Source organism: Nitrobacter sp. CN101 (assembly GCF_055390255.1).
Genome location: NZ_AP038833.1, coordinates 390,547 through 413,513 on the forward strand (window position 1 = coordinate 390,547; position 22,967 = coordinate 413,513).

At 59.5% G+C, this 22,967-nt stretch carries 26 protein-coding genes and 2 pseudogenes; 15 read left to right on the forward strand and 13 right to left on the reverse strand.

Features of this window, described 5'->3' with window-relative positions; all coding sequences use genetic code 11:
- The first annotated feature begins 9 nt into the window (after window positions 1–9).
- On the forward strand, window positions 10–996 hold the full coding sequence (locus tag ACZ5IL_RS01805) for an IS1595 family transposase (protein ID WP_464594796.1): 987 nt from the start codon (window positions 10–12) through the stop codon (window positions 994–996).
- Here the strand turns inward: ACZ5IL_RS01805 and ACZ5IL_RS01810 are convergent.
- Complete coding sequence (locus ACZ5IL_RS01810) at window positions 993–1,424, reverse strand: hypothetical protein (RefSeq protein WP_464594797.1); 432 nt, start codon at window positions 1,422–1,424, stop codon at window positions 993–995. The genes ACZ5IL_RS01805 and ACZ5IL_RS01810 overlap by 4 nt on opposite strands.
- A gap of 58 nt (window positions 1,425–1,482) precedes the next feature.
- On the opposite strand from ACZ5IL_RS01810, the pseudogene ACZ5IL_RS01815 reads away from it, so the two are divergent.
- From ACZ5IL_RS01815 to ACZ5IL_RS01825, 3 genes and pseudogenes are all read left to right on the forward strand, one after another.
- A pseudogene (locus ACZ5IL_RS01815) lies at window positions 1,483–1,911 on the forward strand (glycosyltransferase); the annotation flags it as partial.
- Window positions 1,912–2,140: 229 nt separating this feature from the next.
- Window positions 2,141–2,764, forward strand: coding sequence for a hypothetical protein (locus tag ACZ5IL_RS01820; protein ID WP_464594798.1), 624 nt, complete (start codon window positions 2,141–2,143; stop codon window positions 2,762–2,764).
- Between the two features lie 208 nt (window positions 2,765–2,972).
- Complete coding sequence (locus tag ACZ5IL_RS01825; protein ID WP_464594800.1) at window positions 2,973–3,155, forward strand: hypothetical protein; 183 nt, start codon at window positions 2,973–2,975, stop codon at window positions 3,153–3,155.
- A gap of 110 nt (window positions 3,156–3,265) precedes the next feature.
- Here the strand turns inward: ACZ5IL_RS01825 and ACZ5IL_RS01830 are convergent, their stop codons facing one another.
- Window positions 3,266–3,496 (reverse strand): helix-turn-helix domain-containing protein, encoded by a 231-nt coding sequence (locus ACZ5IL_RS01830; protein ID WP_464594801.1) that lies wholly within the window; start codon window positions 3,494–3,496, stop codon window positions 3,266–3,268.
- A gap of 78 nt (window positions 3,497–3,574) precedes the next feature.
- On the opposite strand from ACZ5IL_RS01830, the gene ACZ5IL_RS01835 reads away from it, so the two are divergent.
- A complete protein-coding gene (locus ACZ5IL_RS01835; protein ID WP_464594802.1) occupies window positions 3,575–4,588 on the forward strand; it encodes an IS1595 family transposase in 1,014 nt (337 codons plus the stop codon).
- A gap of 383 nt (window positions 4,589–4,971) precedes the next feature.
- On the opposite strand, the gene ACZ5IL_RS01840 is transcribed toward ACZ5IL_RS01835, so the two are convergent.
- The gene (locus tag ACZ5IL_RS01840) at window positions 4,972–5,496 is read right to left on the reverse strand and encodes a Panacea domain-containing protein (protein WP_464594803.1); all 525 of its coding nucleotides are present in this window, start codon (window positions 5,494–5,496) and stop codon (window positions 4,972–4,974) included.
- Window positions 5,497–5,602: 106 nt separating this feature from the next.
- On the reverse strand, window positions 5,603–6,097 hold the full coding sequence (locus tag ACZ5IL_RS01845; RefSeq protein WP_464594804.1) for a hypothetical protein: 495 nt from the start codon (window positions 6,095–6,097) through the stop codon (window positions 5,603–5,605).
- Between the two features lie 63 nt (window positions 6,098–6,160).
- On the opposite strand from ACZ5IL_RS01845, the gene ACZ5IL_RS01850 reads away from it, so the two are divergent.
- A complete protein-coding gene (locus tag ACZ5IL_RS01850) occupies window positions 6,161–6,853 on the forward strand; it encodes a glycosyltransferase family 2 protein (RefSeq protein WP_464596976.1) in 693 nt (230 codons plus the stop codon).
- Here the strand turns inward: ACZ5IL_RS01850 and ACZ5IL_RS01855 are convergent.
- The gene (locus ACZ5IL_RS01855) at window positions 6,844–7,440 is read right to left on the reverse strand and encodes an SCO family protein (RefSeq protein WP_464594806.1); all 597 of its coding nucleotides are present in this window, start codon (window positions 7,438–7,440) and stop codon (window positions 6,844–6,846) included. The genes ACZ5IL_RS01850 and ACZ5IL_RS01855 overlap by 10 nt on opposite strands.
- Window positions 7,441–7,801: 361 nt before the next feature.
- Window positions 7,802–8,260: a hypothetical protein gene (locus tag ACZ5IL_RS01860; RefSeq protein ID WP_464594807.1), complete on the reverse strand. Its 459-nt coding sequence runs from the start codon at window positions 8,258–8,260 to the stop codon at window positions 7,802–7,804.
- Window positions 8,261–8,632: 372 nt separating this feature from the next.
- Between ACZ5IL_RS01860 and ACZ5IL_RS01865 the strand changes: the two genes are divergently transcribed.
- From ACZ5IL_RS01865 to ACZ5IL_RS01890, 6 genes and pseudogenes are all read left to right on the forward strand, one after another.
- Window positions 8,633–9,325: an RNA polymerase sigma factor gene (locus tag ACZ5IL_RS01865; protein ID WP_464594809.1), complete on the forward strand. Its 693-nt coding sequence runs from the start codon at window positions 8,633–8,635 to the stop codon at window positions 9,323–9,325.
- Between the two features lie 95 nt (window positions 9,326–9,420).
- The gene (locus ACZ5IL_RS01870) at window positions 9,421–9,942 is read left to right on the forward strand and encodes a DUF4142 domain-containing protein (RefSeq protein ID WP_464594811.1); all 522 of its coding nucleotides are present in this window, start codon (window positions 9,421–9,423) and stop codon (window positions 9,940–9,942) included.
- 74 nt (window positions 9,943–10,016) lie between these two features.
- Window positions 10,017–10,307: a cupredoxin domain-containing protein gene (locus ACZ5IL_RS01875; protein ID WP_464596977.1), complete on the forward strand. Its 291-nt coding sequence runs from the start codon at window positions 10,017–10,019 to the stop codon at window positions 10,305–10,307.
- An 87-nt stretch (window positions 10,308–10,394) separates the two neighbouring features.
- A complete protein-coding gene (locus ACZ5IL_RS01880; RefSeq protein WP_464594812.1) occupies window positions 10,395–10,775 on the forward strand; it encodes a PC4/YdbC family ssDNA-binding protein in 381 nt (126 codons plus the stop codon).
- Between the two features lie 1,684 nt (window positions 10,776–12,459).
- Window positions 12,460–13,298 (forward strand): annotated as a pseudogene (locus tag ACZ5IL_RS01885) (phage portal protein).
- 12 nt (window positions 13,299–13,310) lie between these two features.
- Entirely contained in the window at window positions 13,311–13,745 is a 435-nt protein-coding gene (locus tag ACZ5IL_RS01890) for a hypothetical protein (protein WP_464594813.1), read from the forward strand.
- A gap of 122 nt (window positions 13,746–13,867) precedes the next feature.
- Here the strand turns inward: ACZ5IL_RS01890 and ACZ5IL_RS01895 are convergent, their stop codons facing one another.
- The 5 genes from ACZ5IL_RS01895 to ACZ5IL_RS01915 all read right to left on the reverse strand — a co-directional run bounded on the left by ACZ5IL_RS01895 (window position 13,868) and on the right by ACZ5IL_RS01915 (window position 17,409).
- On the reverse strand, window positions 13,868–14,362 hold the full coding sequence (locus ACZ5IL_RS01895; protein WP_464594815.1) for a DEAD/DEAH box helicase family protein: 495 nt from the start codon (window positions 14,360–14,362) through the stop codon (window positions 13,868–13,870).
- A 38-nt stretch (window positions 14,363–14,400) separates the two neighbouring features.
- Window positions 14,401–14,997: a hypothetical protein gene (locus tag ACZ5IL_RS01900; protein WP_464594817.1), complete on the reverse strand. Its 597-nt coding sequence runs from the start codon at window positions 14,995–14,997 to the stop codon at window positions 14,401–14,403.
- 3 nt (window positions 14,998–15,000) lie between these two features.
- Window positions 15,001–15,897, reverse strand: coding sequence for a type I restriction-modification system subunit M (locus ACZ5IL_RS01905; protein WP_464594818.1), 897 nt, complete (start codon window positions 15,895–15,897; stop codon window positions 15,001–15,003).
- Between the two features lie 662 nt (window positions 15,898–16,559).
- Window positions 16,560–16,709 (reverse strand): hypothetical protein, encoded by a 150-nt coding sequence (locus ACZ5IL_RS01910; protein WP_464596991.1) that lies wholly within the window; start codon window positions 16,707–16,709, stop codon window positions 16,560–16,562.
- Window positions 16,710–16,785: 76 nt separating this feature from the next.
- Window positions 16,786–17,409 (reverse strand): Maf-like protein, encoded by a 624-nt coding sequence (locus ACZ5IL_RS01915; protein ID WP_464594819.1) that lies wholly within the window; start codon window positions 17,407–17,409, stop codon window positions 16,786–16,788.
- A gap of 302 nt (window positions 17,410–17,711) precedes the next feature.
- Between ACZ5IL_RS01915 and ACZ5IL_RS01920 the strand changes: the two genes are divergently transcribed.
- On the forward strand, window positions 17,712–18,908 hold the full coding sequence (locus ACZ5IL_RS01920) for a hypothetical protein (protein WP_464594821.1): 1,197 nt from the start codon (window positions 17,712–17,714) through the stop codon (window positions 18,906–18,908).
- A 121-nt stretch (window positions 18,909–19,029) separates the two neighbouring features.
- A complete protein-coding gene (locus ACZ5IL_RS01925; RefSeq protein WP_464594823.1) occupies window positions 19,030–20,217 on the forward strand; it encodes an acetyl-CoA C-acyltransferase in 1,188 nt (395 codons plus the stop codon).
- 133 nt (window positions 20,218–20,350) lie between these two features.
- Here ACZ5IL_RS01925 and ACZ5IL_RS01930 read toward each other — a convergent pair whose 3' ends face one another.
- Window positions 20,351–20,737 (reverse strand): hypothetical protein, encoded by a 387-nt coding sequence (locus ACZ5IL_RS01930; RefSeq protein WP_464594824.1) that lies wholly within the window; start codon window positions 20,735–20,737, stop codon window positions 20,351–20,353.
- Between the two features lie 245 nt (window positions 20,738–20,982).
- On the opposite strand from ACZ5IL_RS01930, the gene glpK reads away from it, so the two are divergent.
- Entirely contained in the window at window positions 20,983–22,485 is a 1,503-nt protein-coding gene (glpK, locus tag ACZ5IL_RS01935; RefSeq protein WP_464594826.1) for a glycerol kinase GlpK, read from the forward strand.
- Between the two features lie 60 nt (window positions 22,486–22,545).
- Here glpK and ACZ5IL_RS01940 read toward each other — a convergent pair whose 3' ends face one another.
- Window positions 22,546–22,965 (reverse strand): PAS domain-containing protein, encoded by a 420-nt coding sequence (locus ACZ5IL_RS01940; protein WP_464594828.1) that lies wholly within the window; start codon window positions 22,963–22,965, stop codon window positions 22,546–22,548.
- Window positions 22,966–22,967 lie beyond the last annotated feature (2 nt).

Here is a 22,967-nt window from a genome sequence, read left to right on the forward strand (position 1 = left end):
GGTAATGACGTGGCCCAACACTTCCTCCTCAGCAAAACGGCAAAGACCCTGAGCCTAGCTCAGGTCTTCCGCATGTCTGACGCGGAAGCCGAGACGATGTTCCGGAATATCCGTTGGGCCGATACCCAAGGTGCCCCGGTTTGCCTATCCTGCGGTTCGGTTGAGGCTTACGAATGCCGCCGTCCAAACGGCGCGCTTCGCTTCCGCTGTAAGGGCTGCAAATGCGATTTCAGCATCACCAGCGGGACGCTATTTGCCAGCCACAAGCTGCCCCTTAAGGGATATCTGGCGGCTATTGCAGTGTTCTGCAACGAGGTGAAGGGAAAGAGCGCTTTGGCTCTCAGCCGCGATTTGGGCCTGTCCTACAAGTCCGCATTCGTTCTGCTGCACAAGCTACGGGAAGCCATGGCAGAGGAAATGAAGGGCCGTGTTGTCGGCGGGGAAGGCAAAGAGGCTGAGGTGGACGGTGGCTATTTTGGCGGCTACGTGAAGCCTTCGAACATGAAAGAGAACCGCCGCGATCGTCGCTTGCTCCGCAACCAGAACGGTAAGCGCAAGGTCGTTGTGATCGTCCGCGAGCGTGGCGGAAATTCGGTTCCCGCCGTGTTCAACTCGGAAAGCGCCGCTTCCTCATTCATCCGCGCTCGTATCGCCAAGGGCACGACAGTTCATGCTGACGAGGCCGGATCATGGGACAATCTGCACGACCGTTTTGAAATGAAGCGTATCGACCATTCGCAGGCTTATAGCTTCGACGGTGCCTGCACGAACCAAGCCGAGGAATATTTCTCCCGCCTGCGCCGCGCTGAGATCGGCATTCATCACCACATTGCTGGCGCGTACCTGCTCCGCTATGCGCAGGAGTCGTCATGGCGGGAAGATAACCGCCGCCAGTCAAACGGCGAACAGATCAGCCGCCTAGCCTCGCTGGCAATGAAACGCAGCAAGTCCGTGGACTTTACCGGCTACTGGCAGCGTCACGTTCAGGCAGCTTAATCCTCAGCCGCTGCAGCCCAAATCCGAACGCCCTTAAATTTGCCGCCGTCAACGATTGATCCACGCAACAGTTGCTTGCGCAGGATATTAATAAGGCGGGACGCTACGGCTTTGGCCAGAACGCGGTCATTCGTATCCAGACCCTTGGCCTTCATGATCGCCAGTGACAGGTCGCGGGTATTCATAGGGCCTTGCTTTAGGGCCGCCAGCGCCATTTCAAACACTTCGCCATACTTGAACAGCCGGTGCGTATCGACATAGGCCGACAGGCCCTTAATGTTGCCCGATGCCTCAAAGATCGCGATTGCCGCGCTGATATGCGCCAAGTCCGAACGCGCCTGGTTCAGCTTTCGCTCGTAATTCTCAATAGATTTGACGATCTCGGAACGCTTGTGCCGTAGCGTCGTGACGGTTCTGATTTCTGACATACCGCCAAAATAAGCTACGGCTGGCTAAACCGCTTGTGGCGTTTGCGCCATAATACCGGACTACCCGCGCGAAAAGCTCGACGTCATCATCGTGATCGAGCTTGACGATCTCGAAACCCGCGCCGCGCTGGCAAGGCTAGGGCCGATGCCGCAAGTCCAGGTCCTGCTCGCTCCGGCGGAAGGGCCGCGCACCAAACCGAAGGCGTTGAACTGCGCGCTGCCGTTCGCGCGCGGCAGCTTCACCGCCGTGTTCGATGCCGAAGATCGTCCTGATCCCGGCCAGCTACGTGCCGCGCTCGATGCCTTCCGCACTCAAGGCGTCGATGTAGCTTGCGTGCAGGCCAGCCTCTGCATTGAAAACCAATCGGACAGCTGGCTCTCGCGCATGTTCGCCGCCGAATATGCCGGACAGTTCGACGTCTTCCTTCCCGGGCTCGCGTCCTTTGGCGTGCCATTGCCGCTCGGCGGGTCGTCGAACCACTTTCGCGGTATTAGGTAGCAAACTCACCAAGCGAGGGGGCTGCGGTCTGGCGAATTTTTGAGGAAGCCGGCTTCATACGCCTCACCAGAGATCGTGCAAACCTAAGCTTGGCTTCCGGGGATGGAGTGAGTCGCGCAGTAGCGACGTTCACAGCTTGTTCTTAGTTTCTCAGCTTACAGATTCTGCGGCGTCACTAAGACTTGTCCTTACAGGGCATTCCGTGTATCTAGTGGGCATGGACAAGATCGACAGCCCCGAAGTCTTTTCTCTAAAGACGCTCAACCGAAAGGTTCTGGCGGGCTTGGATGCCAAGGAAGCAGCGCTTGTAGATCGGGAGGTAGAAGCTTCTAAGGTATTGGAAGAATGTAAGAAAGAACGAAGTCTTATTGAGACACAGCGCAAGATGATTATTGAGGCCGAGGTGCTTCAGATAGAAGCATTGACCTTCGACTCAGTTAGCGAATTAGGAGCTGGGCCATCGTCCGCGCCGCAGCCAACTCCATCGCTCATAACAGAAACTTCGGCCGTCTCGGATGACGACGAGAAGAAACGCAGGGTTCGGATAGGCGATCAGCGCTATGCGATTCTGAAATCTCTGCAAGAGGGCTGGTCTAAATCGATAGCGGAGGTCGCTAATATAACCGGCCTGAACCTCAAGAGGATAGCGGACCAGTTTCGCGTGGACATCCCCAAAGGGGACGTGGGCGAAGATCAGATTCACGGGCAGACGCTTTATCGCCTTACCCAGTCCGGGCACGACCTTCTGAACAAGTTTGAGCAGAATCGGCGTGAAGCTGGTCTCCCTCTCCCCCCGCTACGGGTGGAACTTGCGACCATAGAAGAAGGAATTTTTGAATGATCTTAGGCAAGCCGCTTTCCGGAGAGTTGGTCCACATCGGAAAGTAAAACGGCTCAGGTCTGGAACACCTGAGCCGTCGTTAGGACCGCAAAAACTACCCCCTGTCAGGGAACAGTCGGCTTGCGGCGCTTTGGAATACTAAGAATCGCATGTTGAGCAGCCTTTTTCAAGACCGGGGTCCTGTTTATCTTAACAAGGACTTCTACACATGCACTCCCGAAAAGCCTTTCCCTGCAACTTCACTAAAGCGTGCCACGTTCTCTGGGTGGTTCGTGTGGTCGGTCTGTCTCAGACTGCCGCAGCGATCATGCTCGATCTCAACGTCGGGACTGTGAACCATATAGTTCACGGTCGCCGCTTCCACACCGCTTATCCGGTGCCGTTGCCCTAAACCAAGACCCCGGCAATCTACTGGTTGCCGGGGTCTTTCTGGGCCGGGGCTGGTGCCGCTAGCTGGATTTCCACCCGCGAAGCTTGGGTCCGATCCCCAACCGGTCCACCTTACTCTTTGCGAATCGGGCCTGTCAGGCCGGAACGGTCAGAGCCATCCAAAAATGACATACCGCCAGTTTCCAAAGCAGCTTTCATTGCCGTTAGATTGTTTCGTGTCGGCTCCCGCCGACCCGCTTCAAAGTCTCGCACCGTTGAAACGCCCACGTTCGCGGCTTTTGCAAGCGCGTCTTGAGGCCAGTTTAGCCATGCTCGCGCGGCTCGACACTGTTCCGGGGTCATTCCCCAAATCTACGAACCTAGACTATTTTCGTCAAGGTCATAGATTTTCGTTGACGCCATCACTTTCATTACTTATCAATGAGGTCAACGGAAAACGTTGGTCTCATGTCGCAGCACTTCCTCCTCTCAGCAAAGGCGCGGACGCTAAGTCTAGCGAAAGTCGCGCGCCTTTCTGACGACGAGGCTTATGAGACGTTCCGGCTGATCCGCTGGGCTGCGACCGATGGCTCTCCGGTCTGCCCGCGCTGCGAATGCGCCGCCGTCTACACCTACACCACGCGCCGCTTGTTCAAGTGCAAGGCTTGCTCGCATCAGTTTTCAGTTACGTCGGGCACGATCTTCGCCAGCCGGAAGCTGCCGGTCCGCGACTATCTCTTGGCCATCGCGATCTTCGTCAACGGCGCAAAGGGCCATAGCGCGCTCCAACTGAGCCGCGACCTCGATTGCCAGTATAAGACCGCGTTCGTGATGGCTCACAAAATCCGTGAAGCATTGGCTTCGGAAGCTCAGGGCGCTACGGCCTCGGGCCAGGTCGAAGTTGATGGCGCATACTTCGGCGGCTACGTGAAGCCTGCAAACCACAAAGGTAACCGCCGCGACCGCCGCCGCATCGTCAACCAAAACGGCAAGCGGCGCGTGGTGGTCATCATGCGTGAGCGAGGCGGTCGCACGTTGCCCTTCGTTTTTAAGAGCGAAGATGCTTCGCTTGTGAAAATCGCGCAAACCGTTGCGTCGGGCAGCGTCATCCACGCGGATGAAGCAACGCATTGGGACGCGCTACATGCGCGCTTCCTTACGAAGCGGATCAATCATAGTGAAAGCTATTCGGACGGCGACGCTTGCACCAATCAGGCCGAGTCGTTCTTCTCTCGGATGCGCCGCGCTGAAATCGGCATTCATCACCGTATCGCTGGTGACTACCTGTCAGCCTACGCTGGTGAAATGGCGTGGCGCGAGAACAACCGGCGCATTAGCAATGGCGAGCAGTACTTAATGGCTGCGGATGCAGCGTTGCAGCATCCTGTTTCTAGACAATGGAAGGGCTATTGGCAGCGGAAGCCTAGAAGACCGCATCACAGTGCTACTTTCTAAAAAGGCATAACAAAATGGTGGAAATCAATCCGATGACTGCCACGAACGTACTCCCGACAAGCAACTTCAAAACACTGTCCGGTAAACTGAACCCACCTGCCTTGAAGCCGTCACACACGATAATCGCAAAGGCACAAAACGAGAAAAAAAATACAAAACCTAAAGTCCCAAATGCTAGGGGGCGCATAAGCCTTGCTTTGATTGAATCGACGTCAGTCTCCGCCGTTAATCTAGCATTGTCCGCCTGAAGGGACTCGTTCTCAACCTGTAGATCGGAAACCAATCTCCAGATTGGATGATTAGCTGGTATTGGCGGAATAACGTCGCTTCCCGACGGCTGGACTGAATCCGGTGCGTCGGAAATCACAGATGGCGAAAGTTTACTATCCGGCGGCTGCGATTGGGGCACTATTCGCCAACGTTAGATAATGTTGACGAACCAAGTCGTCAGTGATCTCGGAATTTTTCCCCGGGCCAAAATAAGTCTCGTACCAAGGCGTCCCCGGCTTATGTGTCATATCCGAAAGACTAAATGCCGAATATCTGCTGTACCTGTCCCACACCCTATCAATTATTTCTCGTTCTTGTGGCGTTAGAACCGCCGCATAAGGCGACGCGTGTTCTTCGTTCTTACCAATAAAAAAAGAAACTTTGTTGTTGTCTCGGTCAGTAATCAGCCGTCCGATAGGGGATTTACCGAAGAACTTTGCGTGCTCATAAAGCATCGGGAACACAGGGCCATAATCCCACGCTTGCAACTCGTCGGTGACTAGCCTCGCTCCGTTCAGAGCAAGATTCCAACCATGAGAAATGTACGTAAGTTTTTGGAGCTGCATCTGCGTCAATACGCCGATGCCTCCCGGCTTCCGAAGAAACTCGTTTGCAACCGCCATCGAAAGATTGGGCATTATCGATCCTCGGATCACCCTACTTAGGCGTTGAGTGGCAAAAAGTCCACACGTGAGACGTATAAACCATTGAATCTGCGCACGGATTCGAATTGTTGCCTAAAAATTAGATAGATGATGCAGGGACATACGCTGATTGTGACAATCGTAACGACCAAGCTAAATTGCGCTTGGAATCTACTGCTGACCGCACCGCGCCGGTCTCTTTAAGTACCCGCAACGCCTTACTCACCCGTCTTGTCAGGTCCGTGACGCACTTACGGTCCCGCGCATCCTGACCACTGAGCGCAACAATCTCTTGAGCTATCTCCCGGCTTCCGAGTGGTCGCGGGGCGTCTCTCAATTCATCCAAGATCGCCCGCGTCAGCTCACCGCGCCCGAACAGGACTTGCCGCTTCTGGCGCGGCATTTCGGCGTCTAGATCGCCGGTATATCCGAGCGTCCCTAACACCCGATCCAATGCGCCAATGTCGTTCTTAATCTCCGCCATCCGGTCGCGGATGCGCGCGGCTTCGTTGAACAGATCGGCGCGCTTTTTGAGCAAGCCGGAGATGGTGTGCTCGTAGGTATCGGTTCGGGCAAGTCGGATGGAGTCGGACATAGGCCGAAACGTCGCAAAACGCGCCTCGCTAGACCATCCCCTGCTTGGTGAGTTTGCTACCTAATACCGCACTTTCGCACCGCGGTCCTTCGCGAGGTTGGCGCCTGGGATGCCTATAACGTCACCGAGGATGCCGATCTCGGCTTTCGGCTGGCGCGCTTCGGCTATCGATCGACCACCTTCGCGTCGACGACTTTCGAGGAGGCGCCGGCGCGTTTCGGCGGATGGTTGCGTCAGCGCTCGCGTTGGATGAAGGGTTGGATGCAGACCTGGAGCGTGCATATGCGCCGGCCCCAGCGGTTATGGAGGGATGCGGGTGCAAAGGGGTTTTTCACGCTGAATGCCATCATTGGGGGCAACGTGCTGACGGCGCTGACCTTTCCGATCCTCGTCGTCGATATGACGTTGCGCTTGCTGGCGGATGCCGGCGTCATCAGCGGTGGATTTGCCACGGGCGCGGTCACGCCGCTGCATCTGACTACAATCGCTGCCGGGTTCGTCTCCACGATCGTGGTCGGCCTGATGGGCCTCGCGCGGCGCGGGCAGTTGCGTCAGGGCTGGATCCTGGTGTTGACGCCGATCTATTGGGCCTGTCTTTCGATTGCGGCGTGGCGCGCGCTGTATCAACTGCTGAGCGAACCGTATAAATGGGAAAAGACCGAGCATGGCCTTTCCCCGCAAATCCGATCAGCTGCCGCCTCGCGAACGCCCGTCCTCCGCGACACGGCGGCGCAACGGTGGCAGCGCTACAGATAACGCTTGAGATCGGCGGCGGCCGCTTCAGCCGAACGTTTGAGATCGAACGGCGAGACGAAGCGGCCCTCGCGATCCATCAGATAGATCAGCGCCGTGTGATCCATCGAATAGGCACCATCCTTCAGCGGGACTTTTTTTGCGTAAACCCGAAAGGCGGACAGGGCTTTCTGGACAGCCGCCGGATCGCCGGTCAAGCCTTTCAGATGTGGATCGAAGCTGGAAAGATAGCTTGCCATCGTTTCCTGCGTATCGCGTTCCGGATCGACCGTGACGAAATAGGCGTTGATGCGGTCGGCGTCCGGCCCCATCGCCCGCAACACCTCCGACATCTCGAACAGCGAGGTCGGACAGACGTCGGGACAGTGAGTATAGCCGAAGAAGATAATCGTCGGCCGGCCGACCATGTTCTTTTCGGTGACAGTCTGACCGGTCTGGTCGGTCAGTTTGAATGGGCCACCGCCGACCGTCGCTGCGGTGCGTGTGTCGGCAAGACCGCCGAGCAGCCACAGCACCACCGTGAGACCGACGACGAGACTACCGGCGAAGGCCGCAAACAGGATCAGCGGACGGGCTACTCTATTTGACATCGGTTATCCTTGGTGTCGCGCCTTCCGAAGGCCGCGTCTTCGCTAGCAAGCCTTCGTAACTTACGGAAAAGCCTAGAGCATTTTCGCTTCTGACGAATCAGAGGCGAAGCTCTAGATTGTTGTTTTGACGCGTTTTCTTCACGCGAACAGGTCACCACTTCGCTCGAAAACGCTATGGAAGCGGACGGCGAGGCCGGAAGCGTGCGTCTCGAAGACCCCAGCGGTTCCGTAGCGCCCACAGCGCCCTGCCGACACGGCGAGGCTTCAGATAAGGCCAGTCCCGCCCTTAAGGCAAGCGCAACCGGGTGCGATCACGTGGTGATGAATTGGCCAATTTTGACGATGAATCGGCAATGTCAGATCAGCGCGCCGACGACGCCTGCGCGTCAAGGTAGCATGGACGATACATGTCAGCGAGTTGGCGGCCACGCAGGAAGATCATGCGCCGCGTCAAACCACCGCGCTCTTTGATCCAGCGCTGGATTGCGGAAGGGTACATCGAATACAGCATAAGGGTCGCCTCGGAATTGGTGACGGCGCGGCCGTTCGATCCGAGATCCCAAGCGGCATGAAACCCGAGAGCAGCGTGGGACGTCACGCAAATCTTGTCATGCGGGACCGTACCGAGAACGATGGTGCAAGCTGATGCACATAGACCGTCGATGACAACGGACTGACCAGAATTGCGAACGGCCTCATATTTATCAAGATAGGTTCCGATCCGGCCGCCCCGATCCTCTCCGATCCGAACCACGGCATGACTTGCAGCAACATGTCCCAGCAGGAATATCGCTGCAAGCAATCCCGTCACGACCCTCATCATCTGCCCCGTGTCGATTTCGAATCGGCGGTGATCTTTGCGCGACTCCAAGTCCGTAGCCTCTGGTGAGATCGGCGTTTTGTCCAGATCGCCTTGATCGCTCAAATAAGATTCGAATTCAGTGTTGCCGACGCGCTGCACTTGCCGGAGCGTGTTGGCTTAAGGAGAACCCGGTTCGCGTGAAGAAATGCTTGATCAATTTGCTCGGATACCGACGCAAAACCGGTATCCGCTTTTTCCCACGCCGCTCGAACGGGACGATTCATCGGAACAGCGGAATTATGGTTAACAAACCAAAGCCGGGAACCTGGCCGACTTTGCCGCATCTATTCCTCTAACGGTGAAGTATCCTGAGATCCGGAGTGATGCGACATGCAACAGGTTCAGTCCCGGCTGGTTGTCGGCCCCGGCGACAACGATTTGGAACTGGTTCGCCGCGCTCGTGCGCGCGACGAAGGCGCGATCCGCGCCATCATGCAGGCGAACAATCGCAAGCTCTACCGGATCGCGCGTGGCATCCTGCGCAACGACAGCGAGGCCGAGGACGTCGTGCAGGAAACCTACGTTCGTGCCTTCACGCATCTTGAGAGCTTTCGTGGCGACTCCCGTCTCGCGACCTGGCTGGCGCGCATCGCCATCAACGAGGCGCTTGGCCGGAGGCGACGCCTGCGTCCCACCGTCGACTGGACCACGTTGGAGCCGGGTGTGCTGAACGCTCAGATCATCCAGTTTCCCGTGTCCGCCGTTTCCGATGACCCCGAAAAAACCATGGCCCAGCGCGAAATACAGCATGTCGTCGAGCAGGCGGTTGACGAATTGCCAGAGGCGTTCCGCATTGTCTTCATCACTCGCGTGATCGAGGGAATGAATGTGGAGGAAACCGCTGAGATCCTCGATCTCAAGCCGGAAACCGTGAAGACGCGGCTTCATCGTGCCCGCGCGATGTTGCGCGCGAACGTGGAAAAGAAAGTCGGCCCGGTTTTGATGGAGGCCTTTCCCTTCGCCGGCAAACGCTGTGCGCGTCTCACCGATGCGGTTCTCGGCCGGCTTGGTCTGACCAAATAATTCGGGAACTTGTTCCGCGGGGCCACATCCAATCCTGTGTGTCGCAACAAAACGTCCGGCGATTTTCGAATCGCGGCGTCACAGGAGTATCAAGAATGTTCGTTCGACTGAGCACAGCGATCGCCGCCGCAGCACTGCTGAGCAGCGGTGCCTTCGCGCAGGGCGCGAAACCCACCGATCCGCAGATCGCGCATATCGCCTACACCGCCGGCGTCATCGATGTCACCGCTGCAAGGCAGGCGCTGAAGAAATCCAACAATAAGGAGGTGAAGGCTTTCGCTAGCGATATGGTGCGCGATCATGAGGCGGTGAACGACAAGGCACTCGCGCTGGTCAAGAAGCTCAAGGTCACGCCCGAGGATAACGACACCAGCCGCACGCTGTCCAAGAACGCCGCCGCCAAACTCCAGGAGCTGTCGAAGCTGAAGGGTGCCACGTTCGACAAGGCCTATGTCGACAACGAGGTCGCCTATCACAAGGCGGTCGACGACGCGCTCGAAACCCTGCTCATTCCGTCGGCCAGCAATGCCGAGCTGAAGAGTCTGTTGCAAACCGGGCTGAAGATCTTCCAGGGCCACGAGCAACATGCCGAACAAGTCGCGGCCGAACTGAAGTAGGGCGCACCATGAAGCCGGACGGATATCTCCCGATTGTCGCAGCCTTGGGAATCGCAGCCCTGAGTATCGTAGGCATGGGGGTCGCGACCTTGGGACTATCCGCCGTGGCCCGCGCGGCGACGGTTCGAGTTTCGATGCAGGATCTCGCTTTCATGCCAGTCGAGACGGAGGCCAAGGTCGGCGACACCGTCGAATGGGTCAACGAGGACATCTTCGCACATACCGCGACGGCGCGAAACGGCGACTGGGACGTGACGCTGCCGCCGAACAAAACCGTCAAGCTCGTTCTGAAAAAGGCGGGAATGATCGACTACTACTGCCGCTTCCATCCCAATATGAAAGCCAGGCTGACGATCGCGCCTTAATCCTTGGGTGCCGGAAGCGCACGGTCGCGCGACAGGAGACAGCCGGACGACGTTGGAGCGGGCGAAGGGAATCGAACCCTCGTATGCATGCAGCTTGGGAAGCTCAACGGTTCTCAACCTGCACAAGAAGTTAGGGGCAAAACCCCCGACAACACCCCTCAAGCTAATCAAGGGGTTAGCTCGCAAAAGCAAAACGTGGAACAAGGGGATGCGGCCGGCAGCTTTCCGCGCCTCATTTCTCAATGGGACCGTAACAGGCGCGAGGTGATTCGGGTTGAGCTTGACCAATACAATGGTCGGCACATCCTTGGCATTCGCGTGTGGTATCGCGACGGCGAGGTTTTGAAACCGAGCCGGACAGGCCTGACGGTTTCGGTGAAGCACCTGGCGCCGCTTGCAACGGCGTTGTTGCTCGCGTTGAGCGGTGCGCAGGATGCGGGTCTGATCGATGATGAGGATGAGCGATGAGCGCGCTCGCCAAACCGTCAGCGGACTTCCTCGCCCTTTGTGCGGCGCACGGTGTCGATCCAGACAGCATTCCGGATGCGCCGAGAGTAGCGGCCGCGAAGCGGCGCGCCCATAGATCGGTCCCACGCCAGCGCCCCCGCGCACCGGAGCGTCAGGCCGCACGCGACCGCCGGCGACTACTCGGTGGTTCGAACGTGCTGCCGCCGCAGCTCCGCTGCGCATACACGCAAGGGCAAACCGCTGTGCTTTGCGTCATTGCGGGCGAAGTGAAGAGCAGAGACGTTTGCAAGCTACCGATCGGCACGATTGCGTCGAGAGCTGGCGTCTGTCGGACCACGGTGCAGACGACGCTGCATGAAGCGCGGCGTCTTGGGCATCTTCGTATCGAGGAGGTTCGTCTTGCCCGAGATCGAAACGCGCCGAACGTCGTCAAGGTTATCTCGCGCGAATGGCTGACTTGGATCGAACATGGTCGAGCACGGCCGTGGTATGGCGGGAGTGGGTCCAATTCGATGGATTTGGTGAGCGCGTCGAAGACAAGAAGCAACAAAGCAGAAACGTTTCCGCCGAGGGATGTGCCGCAAGGGGCCTTGCAGAGGGACGTCCGGGGCTGGCCTTTGATACATTCGCGACTGGTCATGGTGCGGCCAGCGGAGCTCAATCTCCTAACTATCAGAAAACTACCGCGCGGCTTTAGAGGTCAAGGCTATGCCGTGTCGTGCGGTCTGACCATCGGCCCGCTGCGCGTCCGGAGCCAACATTCTTGGGTCCTTCCGTATTGGTTCGGCCTGCGGGGATACGTCCCCCCGAGATTTCGCTACAGTAAAATTGATAGCTAAATGCGAAGCGCAGAAAATGCCGGTGTATGCTGTTTATGCATGACTCTCGTTCATTCCAGCATCCGGCAGCGTCAGATAGTCCTGATGAACTTATTGTTCCGATGAAGAACAATTCGCGCGTGACGCTCGATGAGGCCTTGGCGTGCCGCGTCGTGAGTGTGGATAACCAAGGTTGCATCCATCATTGGAAAACATAGGCAAACGTCAGAAAAACTAAAATTCGGTCGAACACCGGAAACCCTTGCGGCGCAATGCTTTCAGCGCGCACCTGACGAGCGAGCTAAAAGTTTAGTTAGCCGCCGCAGGAAAGTTGATGTCGTCGCCATTCCAACTCGCCGCCGCTATAGCGTCAGCCTCGCTAGACCAAATCTTCGGCGAGGTGTTCGAGCTCGCCGCCATGAAAGCTGCCAGCGACGTTTGTTCTCCAAAGATTGCCGACGAGACGAGGCCCTCATTTTCCGTCGCAGGTATCCTGACTTCGCCGTCCGAGTCGACTTTTCCACGCGCTCGCGGCGCCATTCGCGATGTCGGCGCCGCGTTAATGGTTACTGTGACGCCGCCGCATCTCTCCTTGGACAGACGATTGCTTCCATGGTCCCCCCGACAAGGCGATCGCGTCACCCGGATCTAGACCGGTGACGTCTATGGATCAACAAAGTCTTGCCCGGTGCCTCCGCGGTGCGAACGGTGTTCGGTCTGACCAACCGTAGGGCGGCGGCGCAGTGATCCCTTTATCCCTGCAGCGCATGCTTCGTGCGATCGTAACCCGTTCATTCGGGTACGACGGGGCCGCCGGCGGCCGGCGCTGGCGCGGTCATCCTGATATGCCGGCGACGCTGGCCGCCATGCATGCGGCGCGTGGACCATTAGCGCGCCGGGCGCGGTACCTCGCCAGCAACAATGCACTGGCGGCTTCCGGTGTGGAAGCGTGGGTGTCTGCCCTCGTTGGCACCGGCATCAAGCCGCAATCCTCGCACCGAGATCAGTCCGTCCGGCAAGCGCTCAACCTATCGTTCGAAACATGGACTGATGACGCCGACGCGGATGGGTTGACAGACTTTTATGGTCTTCAAACGCTCATGGTGCGCCGCATGGTGATTGACGGTGAATCTTTCGCATTGCTGATCAGCACCGCCGTCGGTCTGCGGATTCGTGTCATTGACGCAGAGCAGGTCGATCCATCGCTCAATCGCGAACTGACCGGCGGCGGCCGGATCGTCCAGGGCATCGAATTCGATGCACAAGGGGCGCGCGTTGCCTACCATATTCTGCCGGAACGGCCGGGAATGCCCTTCGCGCATTTCGCACTGACGCCGCGACGCGTGCCTGCGGAAGCGTCATCCACCTTTTCCGACCGGAGGCACCGGGACAGGTGCGCGGCATCAGCTGGTTTGCGCCGGTGCTACTACGCCTGGCGGACCTCGATAGCTGGCGCGATGCGCAGCTTGTTCGCCAGAAGGTGGCGGCGATGCTTACAGCATTCGTCACGACGATGGACGGCGGCGGGGCGCCGTTTGAGGGTGCGCCGGATACAGGTGGTAACTTGGTCGGCGGCCTCGAGCCCGGCACGATCAAATTCCTTGACCCGCAACAGGATGTGAAATTCTCGACTCCGGCCGGCATCGGAGACGAGGTGATAGACTTCGCCAAGATCACCGAACGGGAGATTGCGGTCGGGCTTTGATTGCCGGCGTCGGTGCTCACTGGCGACTTGTCGGCAGTGAACTACTCCAGCATTCGCGCCGGCCTTATCGAATGGCGGCGACGTACCGAAGCGCTGCAGCACGGTGTCATCGCTTTTCAAGCATTGCGGCCGGTGTGGCGGCGCTGGGCGGCCATCGAAGTGCTGTCCGCTCGCGTCAGAGGCGAAGTATCGACGGCCTTGCCGGTCAAGTTCATCGCCCCGAAACAGCAGTGGGTCGATTCCAAGAAGGACGTTGAGGCCGAGCTCGATGCTATCGCGGGCGGGTTGATGTCGCGCCGCGAGGCAGTCACCAGCCGCGGCGTCGATATCGAAGCGCTCGACGCAGAGATCGCCGCCGACAAGGCGCGCGCAGAAACGCTTGGCCTCACGTTCACGAACAATCGCAAGAAGGACGATCGCGATGCTGACTCGCAACCTGCCGAGTGACGTGGCCAATATGCTGACCCGCGAAGCACCGATCCGGGTATCGTCGTGGAACGCCGAGCGGCGGACCTTCGAGGTTGTGCTTTCGGTCGGTAGCGCCGTCTCCCGCTACGATCATGCGGGTCCTATGACGAGATCCTTGATCTGCGTGGTGCGTCGGCGCCACCGCTATTGCCGTTGCTCAATTCGCACAATCGGTTCGATCTTGATGCACGGCTGCCCGACTGCGATCTGTGCGCCTCGTCAATCAACACGGCAAAGCGCCGGTTGCCCTGCCCGGTGATAACGCGAAGGTGCTCCGTCGAAAATTTTTGAATCGTTGTGATGACAATCTTCGCCTGTCCCTCGATAGCAGCTTTCAGTTGCCGGGAGGTGCCGTCGATCTTGCGGACGACGCCGGGCGTTTGTTCGAATTGCGCGATCGTGCCTTGAAGCTGGCGGTCGAGGACCACGCGATCCGTGACGACAATGGCCGTGTCGAAGACCGGCTCGTCGGCCTCGTCGTGCAAGGTAATCAGCCGATGCGCGGTCCATGCAATGGTGTTGGACTTTCCCGATCCCGCCGAATGCTGGATTAGATAATTCTTGCCGCTGCCGTTCGCGCGGGCGTGCGCAACCATTTTGAGGACGGCGTCGATCTGGTGGAAGCGCGGAAAAATCAGCGCTTCCTTCCCTCGCTGATGTCGAGGTGGACAAACCGCCCTATGATGTCGAGCAAGATGTCCCGCGAGAAGATAGCCTTGCCTTCCGGCTGGTCGGCCCAAAGGTAAGCGACGCGAAACTCGTTCTTGATGTCGGGGTTTCCGGCCCCGCCGCTGTTGCCGCGATTGAACGGGAGAAAGCGGGTCTTGCCGTTCTGAAGGCGGGTGGTCATGGACACGTTGTCCTGATCCACGGCGAAGTGGACCAGCGCGCCGCGCTTGAATGTCAGCAACGGCTCGTTGGCCGGGGCGCGGTCATAGCGATATTGGCGCTCGGCGTGCCGGAAAGTCTGTCCGGTCAATCCAATCGTTTCGAGCATCCAGCGCCGGATTTCGCTTTCGCCCGATCCGGCTCCGCCCGTGAAGAGCGGCGAGCCGTTCATGACGATGCCGATGCGCGAACCGACTTCGTCCGTCCGCATTTTGGAAATCATGTGCTGAAGAAAAAGAAGCTGGCCATCCGAGATGCGAGGCAAGCCCGCGCCGAAGCGGCCCTGCGTGCCTTTGGTCTGGGCTTCCTCCTTGATCGGCTCCTGATATTTCTTCCAGTCCACGTCTTAGGGCGGGTTCGACAACATGTAGTGAAACTGCCGGCCATTGTGGGCGTCGTGGGTCAGCGTGTTGCCGAAGGCGATGTTCTCCGGATCGTGCCCGGTGACCAGCATGTCGGACATACAGATGCCGAAGGACTCGCCGTTGAGTTCTTGCCCGAAAAGCTCAACCCGGACATCCGGGTTGAGGTCGCGCATTCCTTCTTCCGCGAGCGCCAACATGCCGCCCGTGCCACATGCCGGATCGTATACTTGCCGGATAATTCCCTTGCCGGTCAGGGCTTGCACGTCGTTGACCAGCAGAAGATCGACGATAAGGCGGATGACCTCGCGCGGCGTGAAATGCTCGCCCGCCGTCTCGTTTGAGATTTCCGAAAAGCGGCGGATCAGGTCTTCGAACAGGTAGCCCATCGCCAACGTCGTGACCGACTGAGGCCGCAGGTCGAGGGTCGCGAACTGCTCGAACACCTTCCACAGGATCGAGGCTTCGTTGAGCCGCTTCAGTTGATCGGTAAAGAGAAACTTGTCGAGGAAAACATCGCGAATCGAATCCGAGAAGTCGGTGATGTAGGCGATGAGATTCTTATGCGCGTCCGTCGGGTTCTGCGACCTGATCTTCGCGAAGGTGAGCGGGCTTTTATTGTAGACACGGATGCCGCCGCCAATGGCGGCATAGAGCATCATCTCGCGGGTCTGTTCGTCGATGCCCTTCGGAAGGGAAGCGTGAGCCGCGAGAACCGCGTCTTTGGATGGCTCAAGAATGCAATCCAGCCGTCGCAGGACGACGAACGGCAGGATAACCTTGCCGTACTCGGATTGTTTGAAGTCGCCTCGCAGGATTTCGGCGATCTGCCAGACGAAGCTGGCAAGCGTCTTAGCCTGTTGTGCGGTATTGTCGTCCATGCGGTCTTGCCCCGGTGCATTTCAACCGCAGGACCGAGGTGCCAAATCCAGTGCTTGGATTTGAAAAAATCGTGTTAACTCAGCAAGTTAACTCAACGCTCAATCCCGACACGGCCGGGGTAGCAGCCTGCCCCAAGGCATCATAGCGGCGGTCGATGAGGATGTCTGCACCGGGTTACGGGAGAGGTCGAGGTTCGACGACTGGGTAAACCGTGGAAATTAGCGCGCATGCTAAGTGAAATTTTCGACCACCGCCCAGATTTTTCGGCCACGGTGGGCGTTACGGCTCAATGACCCGTTCGCGGGGTAGGGGGAGCCCTCCCTCCCCCTTGGAGGTCTGAGTCATTTTGTCGTCGAATCGCTTGCGGCAGCATCATCGTACTTGCGGCGCTCGCTGCGAGGCACTGTTGGTATCGATGTTGGTATCGGTTTATTTGAACGAAATAAAAGCGATTCACGATCAATCGCTTACGTCCTTTATGCGGCTCCGCCCCTGGCACCATTTCATTGAAGACATCTATCCCTTCAATAAGTTAAGCCCTATCAGAGTGTTGCGCTTGCCCGACTGCCTAACAAGGGTGCGCAACAATGCTGTTTCGGGTGGTCCGTCCTATGAAGCGGAAAAGTTCGCGAGTTGCCTATTTCGTGCAGCGCAGGCATCCCTAGCGATCTGAGGGCCAAAGTCGTAGGTCAAAAGCTCGCGATTCCGTTCGGTGAACCGCTTCGCCAACTGATCGACCTTGCGCCAACAAAACATCGACCTGGCGCAGCTTCGCGACGATCTCTTCCGCCTTGTGCTTCTTCTGGGGCATTCCAAATCCTTTCTAACGGCGAATAGCCTAAGTCAGGGAGGACCACTTTTCAGGGGGCAGACCACCGGCCGGTTTCCTAACCGGCATTCAACCAGCCGGCGCGGATCGGAAATTCCTCGCCGCCGAGTAGCGCAATCGACTCATTGAGTGGCAATCCGACCACATTGGTATAGGAGCCCACCAGCTTGACCACGAACGAACCGGCGATGCCCTGAACCGCGTAGCCGCCTGCCTTGCCTCGCCATTCGCCTGAACCGACGTAGGCTCGAATGTCTTCCTCGGTCAGTCGTTTGAAGCGAACACGCGTTTCGACCAGCCGCTGACGAAAGTTTTCCTTCGGCGTCACGAGGCATACCGCGGTGTAGACGCGATGATTGCGGCCCGAGAGCAGCCGCAGGCACTGGGAGGCCTCATCGACCAGGTCGGCCTTGGGCAGGATGCGGCGGCCGACTGCGACAACGGTATCGGCCGCCAGAATGAACGAGCCGCGGAGTTCGTCGTCGAGCTGCAACGCTCTCAAGGCGGCATCAGCCTTGGCGCGAGCAAGACGATTAGCGCAGGCGCGTGGAAGCTCCCCTTTTGTCGGCGTCTCGTCAATGTCGACAGGCCGCAGCGCGTCGGGTTCGATGCCTGCCTGGTTGAGGAGGCTAAGCCGTCGCGGCGAACCGGAGGCGAGTACGAGTTTGGGGCGGCCTGACATGCGTTTCGTGTCTATAGCGTTTTCGAGCGAAGTGGAATCCGGTTCGCGTGAAGAAAACGCGTCAAATCCGGTTTTCGGACAAGATCATGTTCGGTGGAAGAAAATATAGCAGAGCTTAATTCAACGCAGTGAATTCGGACTCTTAAGGGCAGGGATCGAGTGCGCGGAAGCTATCGGAACGCGCCCGGTTCCACAACCGTGACCGCAACGATGTTCCGCTCTCCAAGCCCTTGAGAGCGTTCCGGCGGCGGGGGTGACCGATTGGCGGCTGACATCTGTCGAGGGCTTGCTACACAGGTGCGATGCGGAGCCGAGTGATTCGTCGTTGTCACCAAATCGTCGTGGGCGCATTGTTGCTTGCGCCGCTCGCCGACGTTTCCCAGGGCGTGGCGGCTCCCGCGACGCCAGCCGACGCGATGGCGCAGGCCGCGGCCCCGGCCGCAATTGCGGATTACCGCCGCAAGCTGAACGCGTATCAGGAGGCCCGCGCTGCTTTCGAGCAGGAGGCGGGCGCCTACTGGAACGCGATTGCCGACAAGAGACGTATTCGTAGTGCCAAGCGGCGCAGCCACCAGCCTGTCACGCTCGACGACTACGTGCTGGCCCGGCCTCCGCTCTACGAGGGACCGCCACGTCCCATCAATCCGGAGCCGGAAGAGGAGCGTTCGCCGCGGCAGCGCAAACACATTCCCGTCGTTGCCGACTTCCTGAAGGCTGCGGCGGAGCAGTTCCAGTTCGCGCCGCAGCGGCCCAGAACCGAAATCGATTTCAAGCGCGCATATGCGAGGGTGGCGCAAGCCTACGGCCTGACGAAAGAGCAGGCGGTTCGGGTCTATTCGTTCGAGACCGGCGGCAACGGCAATCACGACATGCAATCGGGTCTCAGCACGTCCCGACCGGGATCCCGCGCCATCTCCACCGCGATTGGCTATAACCAGTTGCTCACCACCAACAGCGTCGAACTTCTCGCCGAGCAAGGCGATGACATCCTGCGTGCGCTTGGGGAGAAAGCGGCGCGGTTGTCAGGACCGCAGCGCGCCGCGATGGAGCGCAAGATCGCGGCGATCAAGCGGATGGTCGCCTACGCACACTCGATGCCCGATACCTGGAGCGCGCACGAGAAGCTTGCCGACACGCCGAAAGGCTGGGCGATCCATGCGCTGGTGCTGGATATCGATGTCGGTCCGCTGTTGCAGACCCACAAGCTTCTGACCTCGATCATCTTCGCACGCAACAAGGGCTACGCTCGTCCGCTGACCGCCGCCGAACTGGAGATGATGAATCTCACCGGTGACGGCACCGGCCTCGACATGGTGACGATGCCGCCGGCAATGCGCGAACGCGTCCCGACAGCGAATTTTTTCCAGCGTCAGGGCTACGAACGCAATCCGGTGGCGATCCGTCACGACACGGTGGCGAAGCTGCTCGCGGTCACCGACGCCCGGATGGACAGCAACAGCGCGAAGCCGGGTGCGCGGGATCTGGCGGCGGTGTTCTAATCAGGTCAGAAGCGTTTCTGAGGGAAGCGTGTCTTCGGGCTTGACCCGAGGATGAATACCGGTTCGCCTGAAGACAACGCGTCAGATCAGAATGAACCCGAATTTTGCCAGGGGACCGCCGATGACCGAAGCCGTGATTGTTTCCACCGCCCGCACGCCGATCGGCAAGGCCTATCGCGGCGCCCTCAATGCCACTGAAGGCGCGACCCTGCTCGGCCATGCTATCGGAGAAGCCGTTACTCGCGCCAAAGTTGATCCCATGGAGATCGAGGACGTGGTGATGGGTGTCGCCATGCAGCAGGGTACCACAGGCGGCAACATCGCCCGCAAGGCGCTGCTTCGCGCCGGGCTCCCCGTAACCGTGGCCGGCACCACCATCGACCGCCAATGCGCCTCGGGCCTTCAGGCAATCGCTCTCGCCGCGCGCTCGGTCCTGTTCGACGGCGTCGGAATCGCGGTCGGCGGCGGCGGCGAATCGATCAGTCTGGTGCAGAACGAGCACGCCAATACCTTTCACGCGCAAGATCCCGCGCTTCTCGCGATCAAAGGCGAAGTCTACATGCCCATGATCGACACCGCGGAAGTGGTGGCGAAGCGCTACGGTATCTCGCGCGAGGCGCAGGATGAATACGCGCTGGAAAGCCAGCGCCGCACGGCGGCCGCGCAGCAGGCCGGCAGATTCAAGGACGAGTTGGCGCCGATCTCCACAAGAATGGCGATCGTCGACAAGCAGACCAAGGAGGTCACGTTCAAGGACGTGACGCTGTCGCAGGACGAAGGTCCGCGTCCTGATACGACCGCTGAAGGTCTCACCGGGCTCAAGCCGGTCCGCGGCGAAGGCTTCACGATCACAGCCGGCAACGCCAGCCAGTTATCGGATGGCGCCAGCGCCAGCGTGATCATGAGCGACAAGGAGGCGTCGAGGCGCGGGCTGAAACCACTTGGCATCTTCCGCGGTTTCGTCGCCGCGGGCTGCGAGCCCGATGAAATGGGCATCGGCCCGGTGTTCGCGGCTCCGCGCCTGCTCAAGCGTCACGGCCTCACGGTGGGAGACATCGATCTCTGGGAGTTGAATGAGGCATTCGCGGTGCAGGTGATCTATTGCCGCGACAAGCTCGGCATCGATCCGGAGAAACTCAACGTCGACGGCGGCGCCATCGCGGTCGGCCATCCCTATGGCATGTCGGGCGCGCGCCTCGCCGGCCATGCTCTGATCGAAGGGCGCCGGCGCAAGGCCAAGTACGCCGTGGTTACCATGTGCGTTGGCGGCGGCATGGGCGCGGCAGGCCTGTTCGAGGTGCTCTCGTAAGCTACTCTGCGCACCCGAAGCGCGGAATCCACACACGTGCATGGATTCCGCATCGCATTCTTTCGATTGAGCATGTGTCCGAAAACCGGTTTCCATTTTTCGGGATCATGCTCCAAGGGCAATCAGCTCCCCGCTAATCCACGTCGATTTTGGTGATGGTCTTTTCGGTACTTTTGGGATCGCCGCCGTCCCTGACGGAAAACTTCACCTTGTCGCCGGCGTGCACCGACTCCGACAGCTTGTGGTCGATCTTGAACTGCGTGGCCGCGTCTTCGACGTCAGCCTTATCCTTCTCTTTTTCCTTGGCCTTATTCTCTTTCTCTTTATCTCCCTCCTTGCCCTTGTCGTCCTGCTCCTCCCGGATCGCAATCGTGCCGTTGAGCCGGTTGACGACCGTCACCAGACCCTTCCGGGTCTCCGCCGATGGAGTCTGCTGGGTCGGAGGCGTTGCTTGAGCGGAGGCCGTTGCACCGACCATCGCGAACAAGGAGCCGGCCAAAATCATCTTTGCCAGTATCATCTAGGGTCTTTCGGTTGCTGAATTGTCATGGACCAACGAGTGTAATTTGCTTTCGGTCGGGCACTTCCGCCCGGTGGGACGGGCGGTCGGATAGAAGCCGTGCCGGTATCTTATCCTTTCGTCGGAGGGAAGCATGAATCAAAACGAAGGCACAAACTTGACCTTGGTCAGGCAATCCGCTTGCCTCGACCCTCCGCTTGCTTGGCGCAGCCGGGGAGCAAGCCCGCAAGTTTGAGAAGAAATTCATGGAAACTCACATTCTCGCCATCGATCAGGGCACCACATCGTCGCGCGCCATCGTGTTTCGCGCTGACATCTCCATCGCCGCGATCGCGCAGCAGGAATTTCCGCAGCACTTTCCAGCGTCGGGCTGGGTCGAGCACGAGCCGGAAGACATCTGGACCTCGACCGTTGCGACCTGCCGGCAGGCGATGACGAAAGCGGGCGTCACGCCGAAGGACATTGCCGCCATCGGCATCACCAACCAGCGGGAAACCACGGTGGTCTGGGATCGCGCCACCGGAAAGGCGGTGCATCGCGCGATCGTGTGGCAGGACCGGCGCACGGCGGATATTTGCGCGCGGCTGAAGGCCCAGGGCCATGAGCCCGCGATATCGGCGAAAACCGGCCTGATCGTCGATCCCTATTTTTCCGGCACCAAGGTCGCCTGGATCCTCGACTCGGTGCCCGGCGCGCGTGCGCGAGCGATGCGCGGAGAGCTGATGTTCGGTACCGTGGATTGTTATCTCTTGTGGCGGCTGACCGGCGGTAAGGTGCACGCGACCGACGCCACCAATGCGTCGCGCACGCTGCTGTTCAACATTCACACCGGGCAGTGGGACGACGAGCTCCTGGATATGCTTCAGGTACCGCGCGCGATGTTGCCGGAGGTGAAAGATTCGTCCGTGCATTTCGGAAACAGCGCCCCCGAGCTGTTTGGCGCGCCGATCTCGATCCGGGGCATCGCCGGCGACCAGCAGGCCGCGGTGGTGGGTCAGGCGTGTTTTGCCCCCGGTATGATCAAGTCGACCTATGGCACCGGCTGCTTTGCGCTGCTCAACACCGGTACGATGCCGGTCGCCTCGAACAACAAGCTGCTCACGACGATCGCCTATCAGCTGAACGGCCAACGCACCTACGCGCTGGAAGGCTCGATCTTCGTCGCAGGCTCTGCGGTGCAGTGGCTGCGGGACGGCCTCGGTCTCATCAAGCAGGCTTCGGAGACCGGGCCGCTGGCCGAACAGTCCGATCCCACCCAATCCGTGTATCTTGTGCCGGCTTTCGTCGGCATGGGAGCGCCGTACTGGAAACCGAATGTGCGCGGTGCGCTGTTCGGACTGACCCGCAACACCGGGCCGGCGGAATTCGCTCATGCGGCGCTGGAAAGCGTCTGCTACCAGACGTTTGATCTTTGGGACGCAATGCGCGCCGATTGGCCGGGCGCCGATGCCGCGCACACCGTGCTCCGTGTCGACGGCGGCATGACGGCCTCGGACTGGACCATGCAGCGCCTTGCGGACCTGCTCGAGGCACCGGTCGATCGGCCGGTGATTCAGGAGACCACGGCGTTGGGCGCGGCCTACCTCGCGGGGCTCTCCGCAGGCGTTTATCCGGAGCCGTCGAGATTTGCCGACAACTGGCGGCTCGAGCGCCGCTTCAGGCCGGCGATGAGCGCCGCGACGCGGACGCGAAAGCTCAAGGGTTGGGCGGCGGCAGTGCGTGGCGTGCTGGCGAGCGACGAGCAATAGGCTTTTCGTATGTGGGGAATGTGGCATGCCGGCCGCGCACGCGCGGCAGGACCCGGTCGTTCAGACTTTCGCCGCCGCCTTGTGGCGCAGTTGACGGATTTCCTCGAAACGGGCGGTGACATCGCGTAGCACCGACACCAGCCCGGTGATGCGGCCAGCGGCATCTGTCAGCGGCACGATGGTGAATTCGAGCGAGATGCGCCGGCCGTCTCGGTGAAGCGCGGGAACGGCAAGCACGTCGCCACCACTGTAGCGGCTCTGCCCGGTCAGCATCACCTCGCGGTATCCGGCCCAGTGCCGGGCGCGCTGGTTTTCCGGAATGATGAGGTCGAGCGACTGGCCGATTGCCTCGCTGGTGCTATGGCCGAAAATCCTGACTGCGCCTGGGCTCCAGAACGTGATCGTGCCGTTGCGATCGGTGGCAATGATCGCGTCCGCGGATGAATCCAGCAGTGCGGCGGCGATCGCGGATGTGTCCACGG

Excerpts from the sequence above, each read along its gene's own strand:
- ACZ5IL_RS01810 (WP_464594797.1), bottom strand. The coding sequence starts at position 1,424 with ATGTCAGAAATCAGAACCGTCACGACGCTACGGCACAAGCGTTCCGAG.
- ACZ5IL_RS01820 (WP_464594798.1), top strand. The coding sequence starts at position 2,141 with ATGGACAAGATCGACAGCCCCGAAGTCTTTTCTCTAAAGACGCTCAAC.
- ACZ5IL_RS01825 (WP_464594800.1), top strand. The coding sequence starts at position 2,973 with ATGCACTCCCGAAAAGCCTTTCCCTGCAACTTCACTAAAGCGTGCCAC.
- ACZ5IL_RS01830 (WP_464594801.1), bottom strand. The coding sequence starts at position 3,496 with ATGACCCCGGAACAGTGTCGAGCCGCGCGAGCATGGCTAAACTGGCCT.
- ACZ5IL_RS01835 (WP_464594802.1), top strand. The coding sequence starts at position 3,575 with ATGAGGTCAACGGAAAACGTTGGTCTCATGTCGCAGCACTTCCTCCTC.
- ACZ5IL_RS01840 (WP_464594803.1), bottom strand. The coding sequence starts at position 5,496 with ATGCCCAATCTTTCGATGGCGGTTGCAAACGAGTTTCTTCGGAAGCCG.
- ACZ5IL_RS01845 (WP_464594804.1), bottom strand. The coding sequence starts at position 6,097 with ATGTCCGACTCCATCCGACTTGCCCGAACCGATACCTACGAGCACACC.
- ACZ5IL_RS01855 (WP_464594806.1), bottom strand. The coding sequence starts at position 7,440 with ATGTCAAATAGAGTAGCCCGTCCGCTGATCCTGTTTGCGGCCTTCGCC.
- ACZ5IL_RS01860 (WP_464594807.1), bottom strand. The coding sequence starts at position 8,260 with ATGAGGGTCGTGACGGGATTGCTTGCAGCGATATTCCTGCTGGGACAT.
- ACZ5IL_RS01865 (WP_464594809.1), top strand. The coding sequence starts at position 8,633 with ATGCAACAGGTTCAGTCCCGGCTGGTTGTCGGCCCCGGCGACAACGAT.
- ACZ5IL_RS01870 (WP_464594811.1), top strand. The coding sequence starts at position 9,421 with ATGTTCGTTCGACTGAGCACAGCGATCGCCGCCGCAGCACTGCTGAGC.
- ACZ5IL_RS01875 (WP_464596977.1), top strand. The coding sequence starts at position 10,017 with ATGGGGGTCGCGACCTTGGGACTATCCGCCGTGGCCCGCGCGGCGACG.
- ACZ5IL_RS01880 (WP_464594812.1), top strand. The coding sequence starts at position 10,395 with ATGCAGCTTGGGAAGCTCAACGGTTCTCAACCTGCACAAGAAGTTAGG.
- ACZ5IL_RS01895 (WP_464594815.1), bottom strand. The coding sequence starts at position 14,362 with ATGGTTGCGCACGCCCGCGCGAACGGCAGCGGCAAGAATTATCTAATC.
- ACZ5IL_RS01905 (WP_464594818.1), bottom strand. The coding sequence starts at position 15,897 with ATGGACGACAATACCGCACAACAGGCTAAGACGCTTGCCAGCTTCGTC.
- ACZ5IL_RS01910 (WP_464596991.1), bottom strand. The coding sequence starts at position 16,709 with ATGCCCCAGAAGAAGCACAAGGCGGAAGAGATCGTCGCGAAGCTGCGC.
- ACZ5IL_RS01915 (WP_464594819.1), bottom strand. The coding sequence starts at position 17,409 with ATGTCAGGCCGCCCCAAACTCGTACTCGCCTCCGGTTCGCCGCGACGG.
- ACZ5IL_RS01920 (WP_464594821.1), top strand. The coding sequence starts at position 17,712 with ATGCGGAGCCGAGTGATTCGTCGTTGTCACCAAATCGTCGTGGGCGCA.
- ACZ5IL_RS01925 (WP_464594823.1), top strand. The coding sequence starts at position 19,030 with ATGACCGAAGCCGTGATTGTTTCCACCGCCCGCACGCCGATCGGCAAG.
- ACZ5IL_RS01930 (WP_464594824.1), bottom strand. The coding sequence starts at position 20,737 with ATGATACTGGCAAAGATGATTTTGGCCGGCTCCTTGTTCGCGATGGTC.
- glpK (WP_464594826.1), top strand. The coding sequence starts at position 20,983 with ATGGAAACTCACATTCTCGCCATCGATCAGGGCACCACATCGTCGCGC.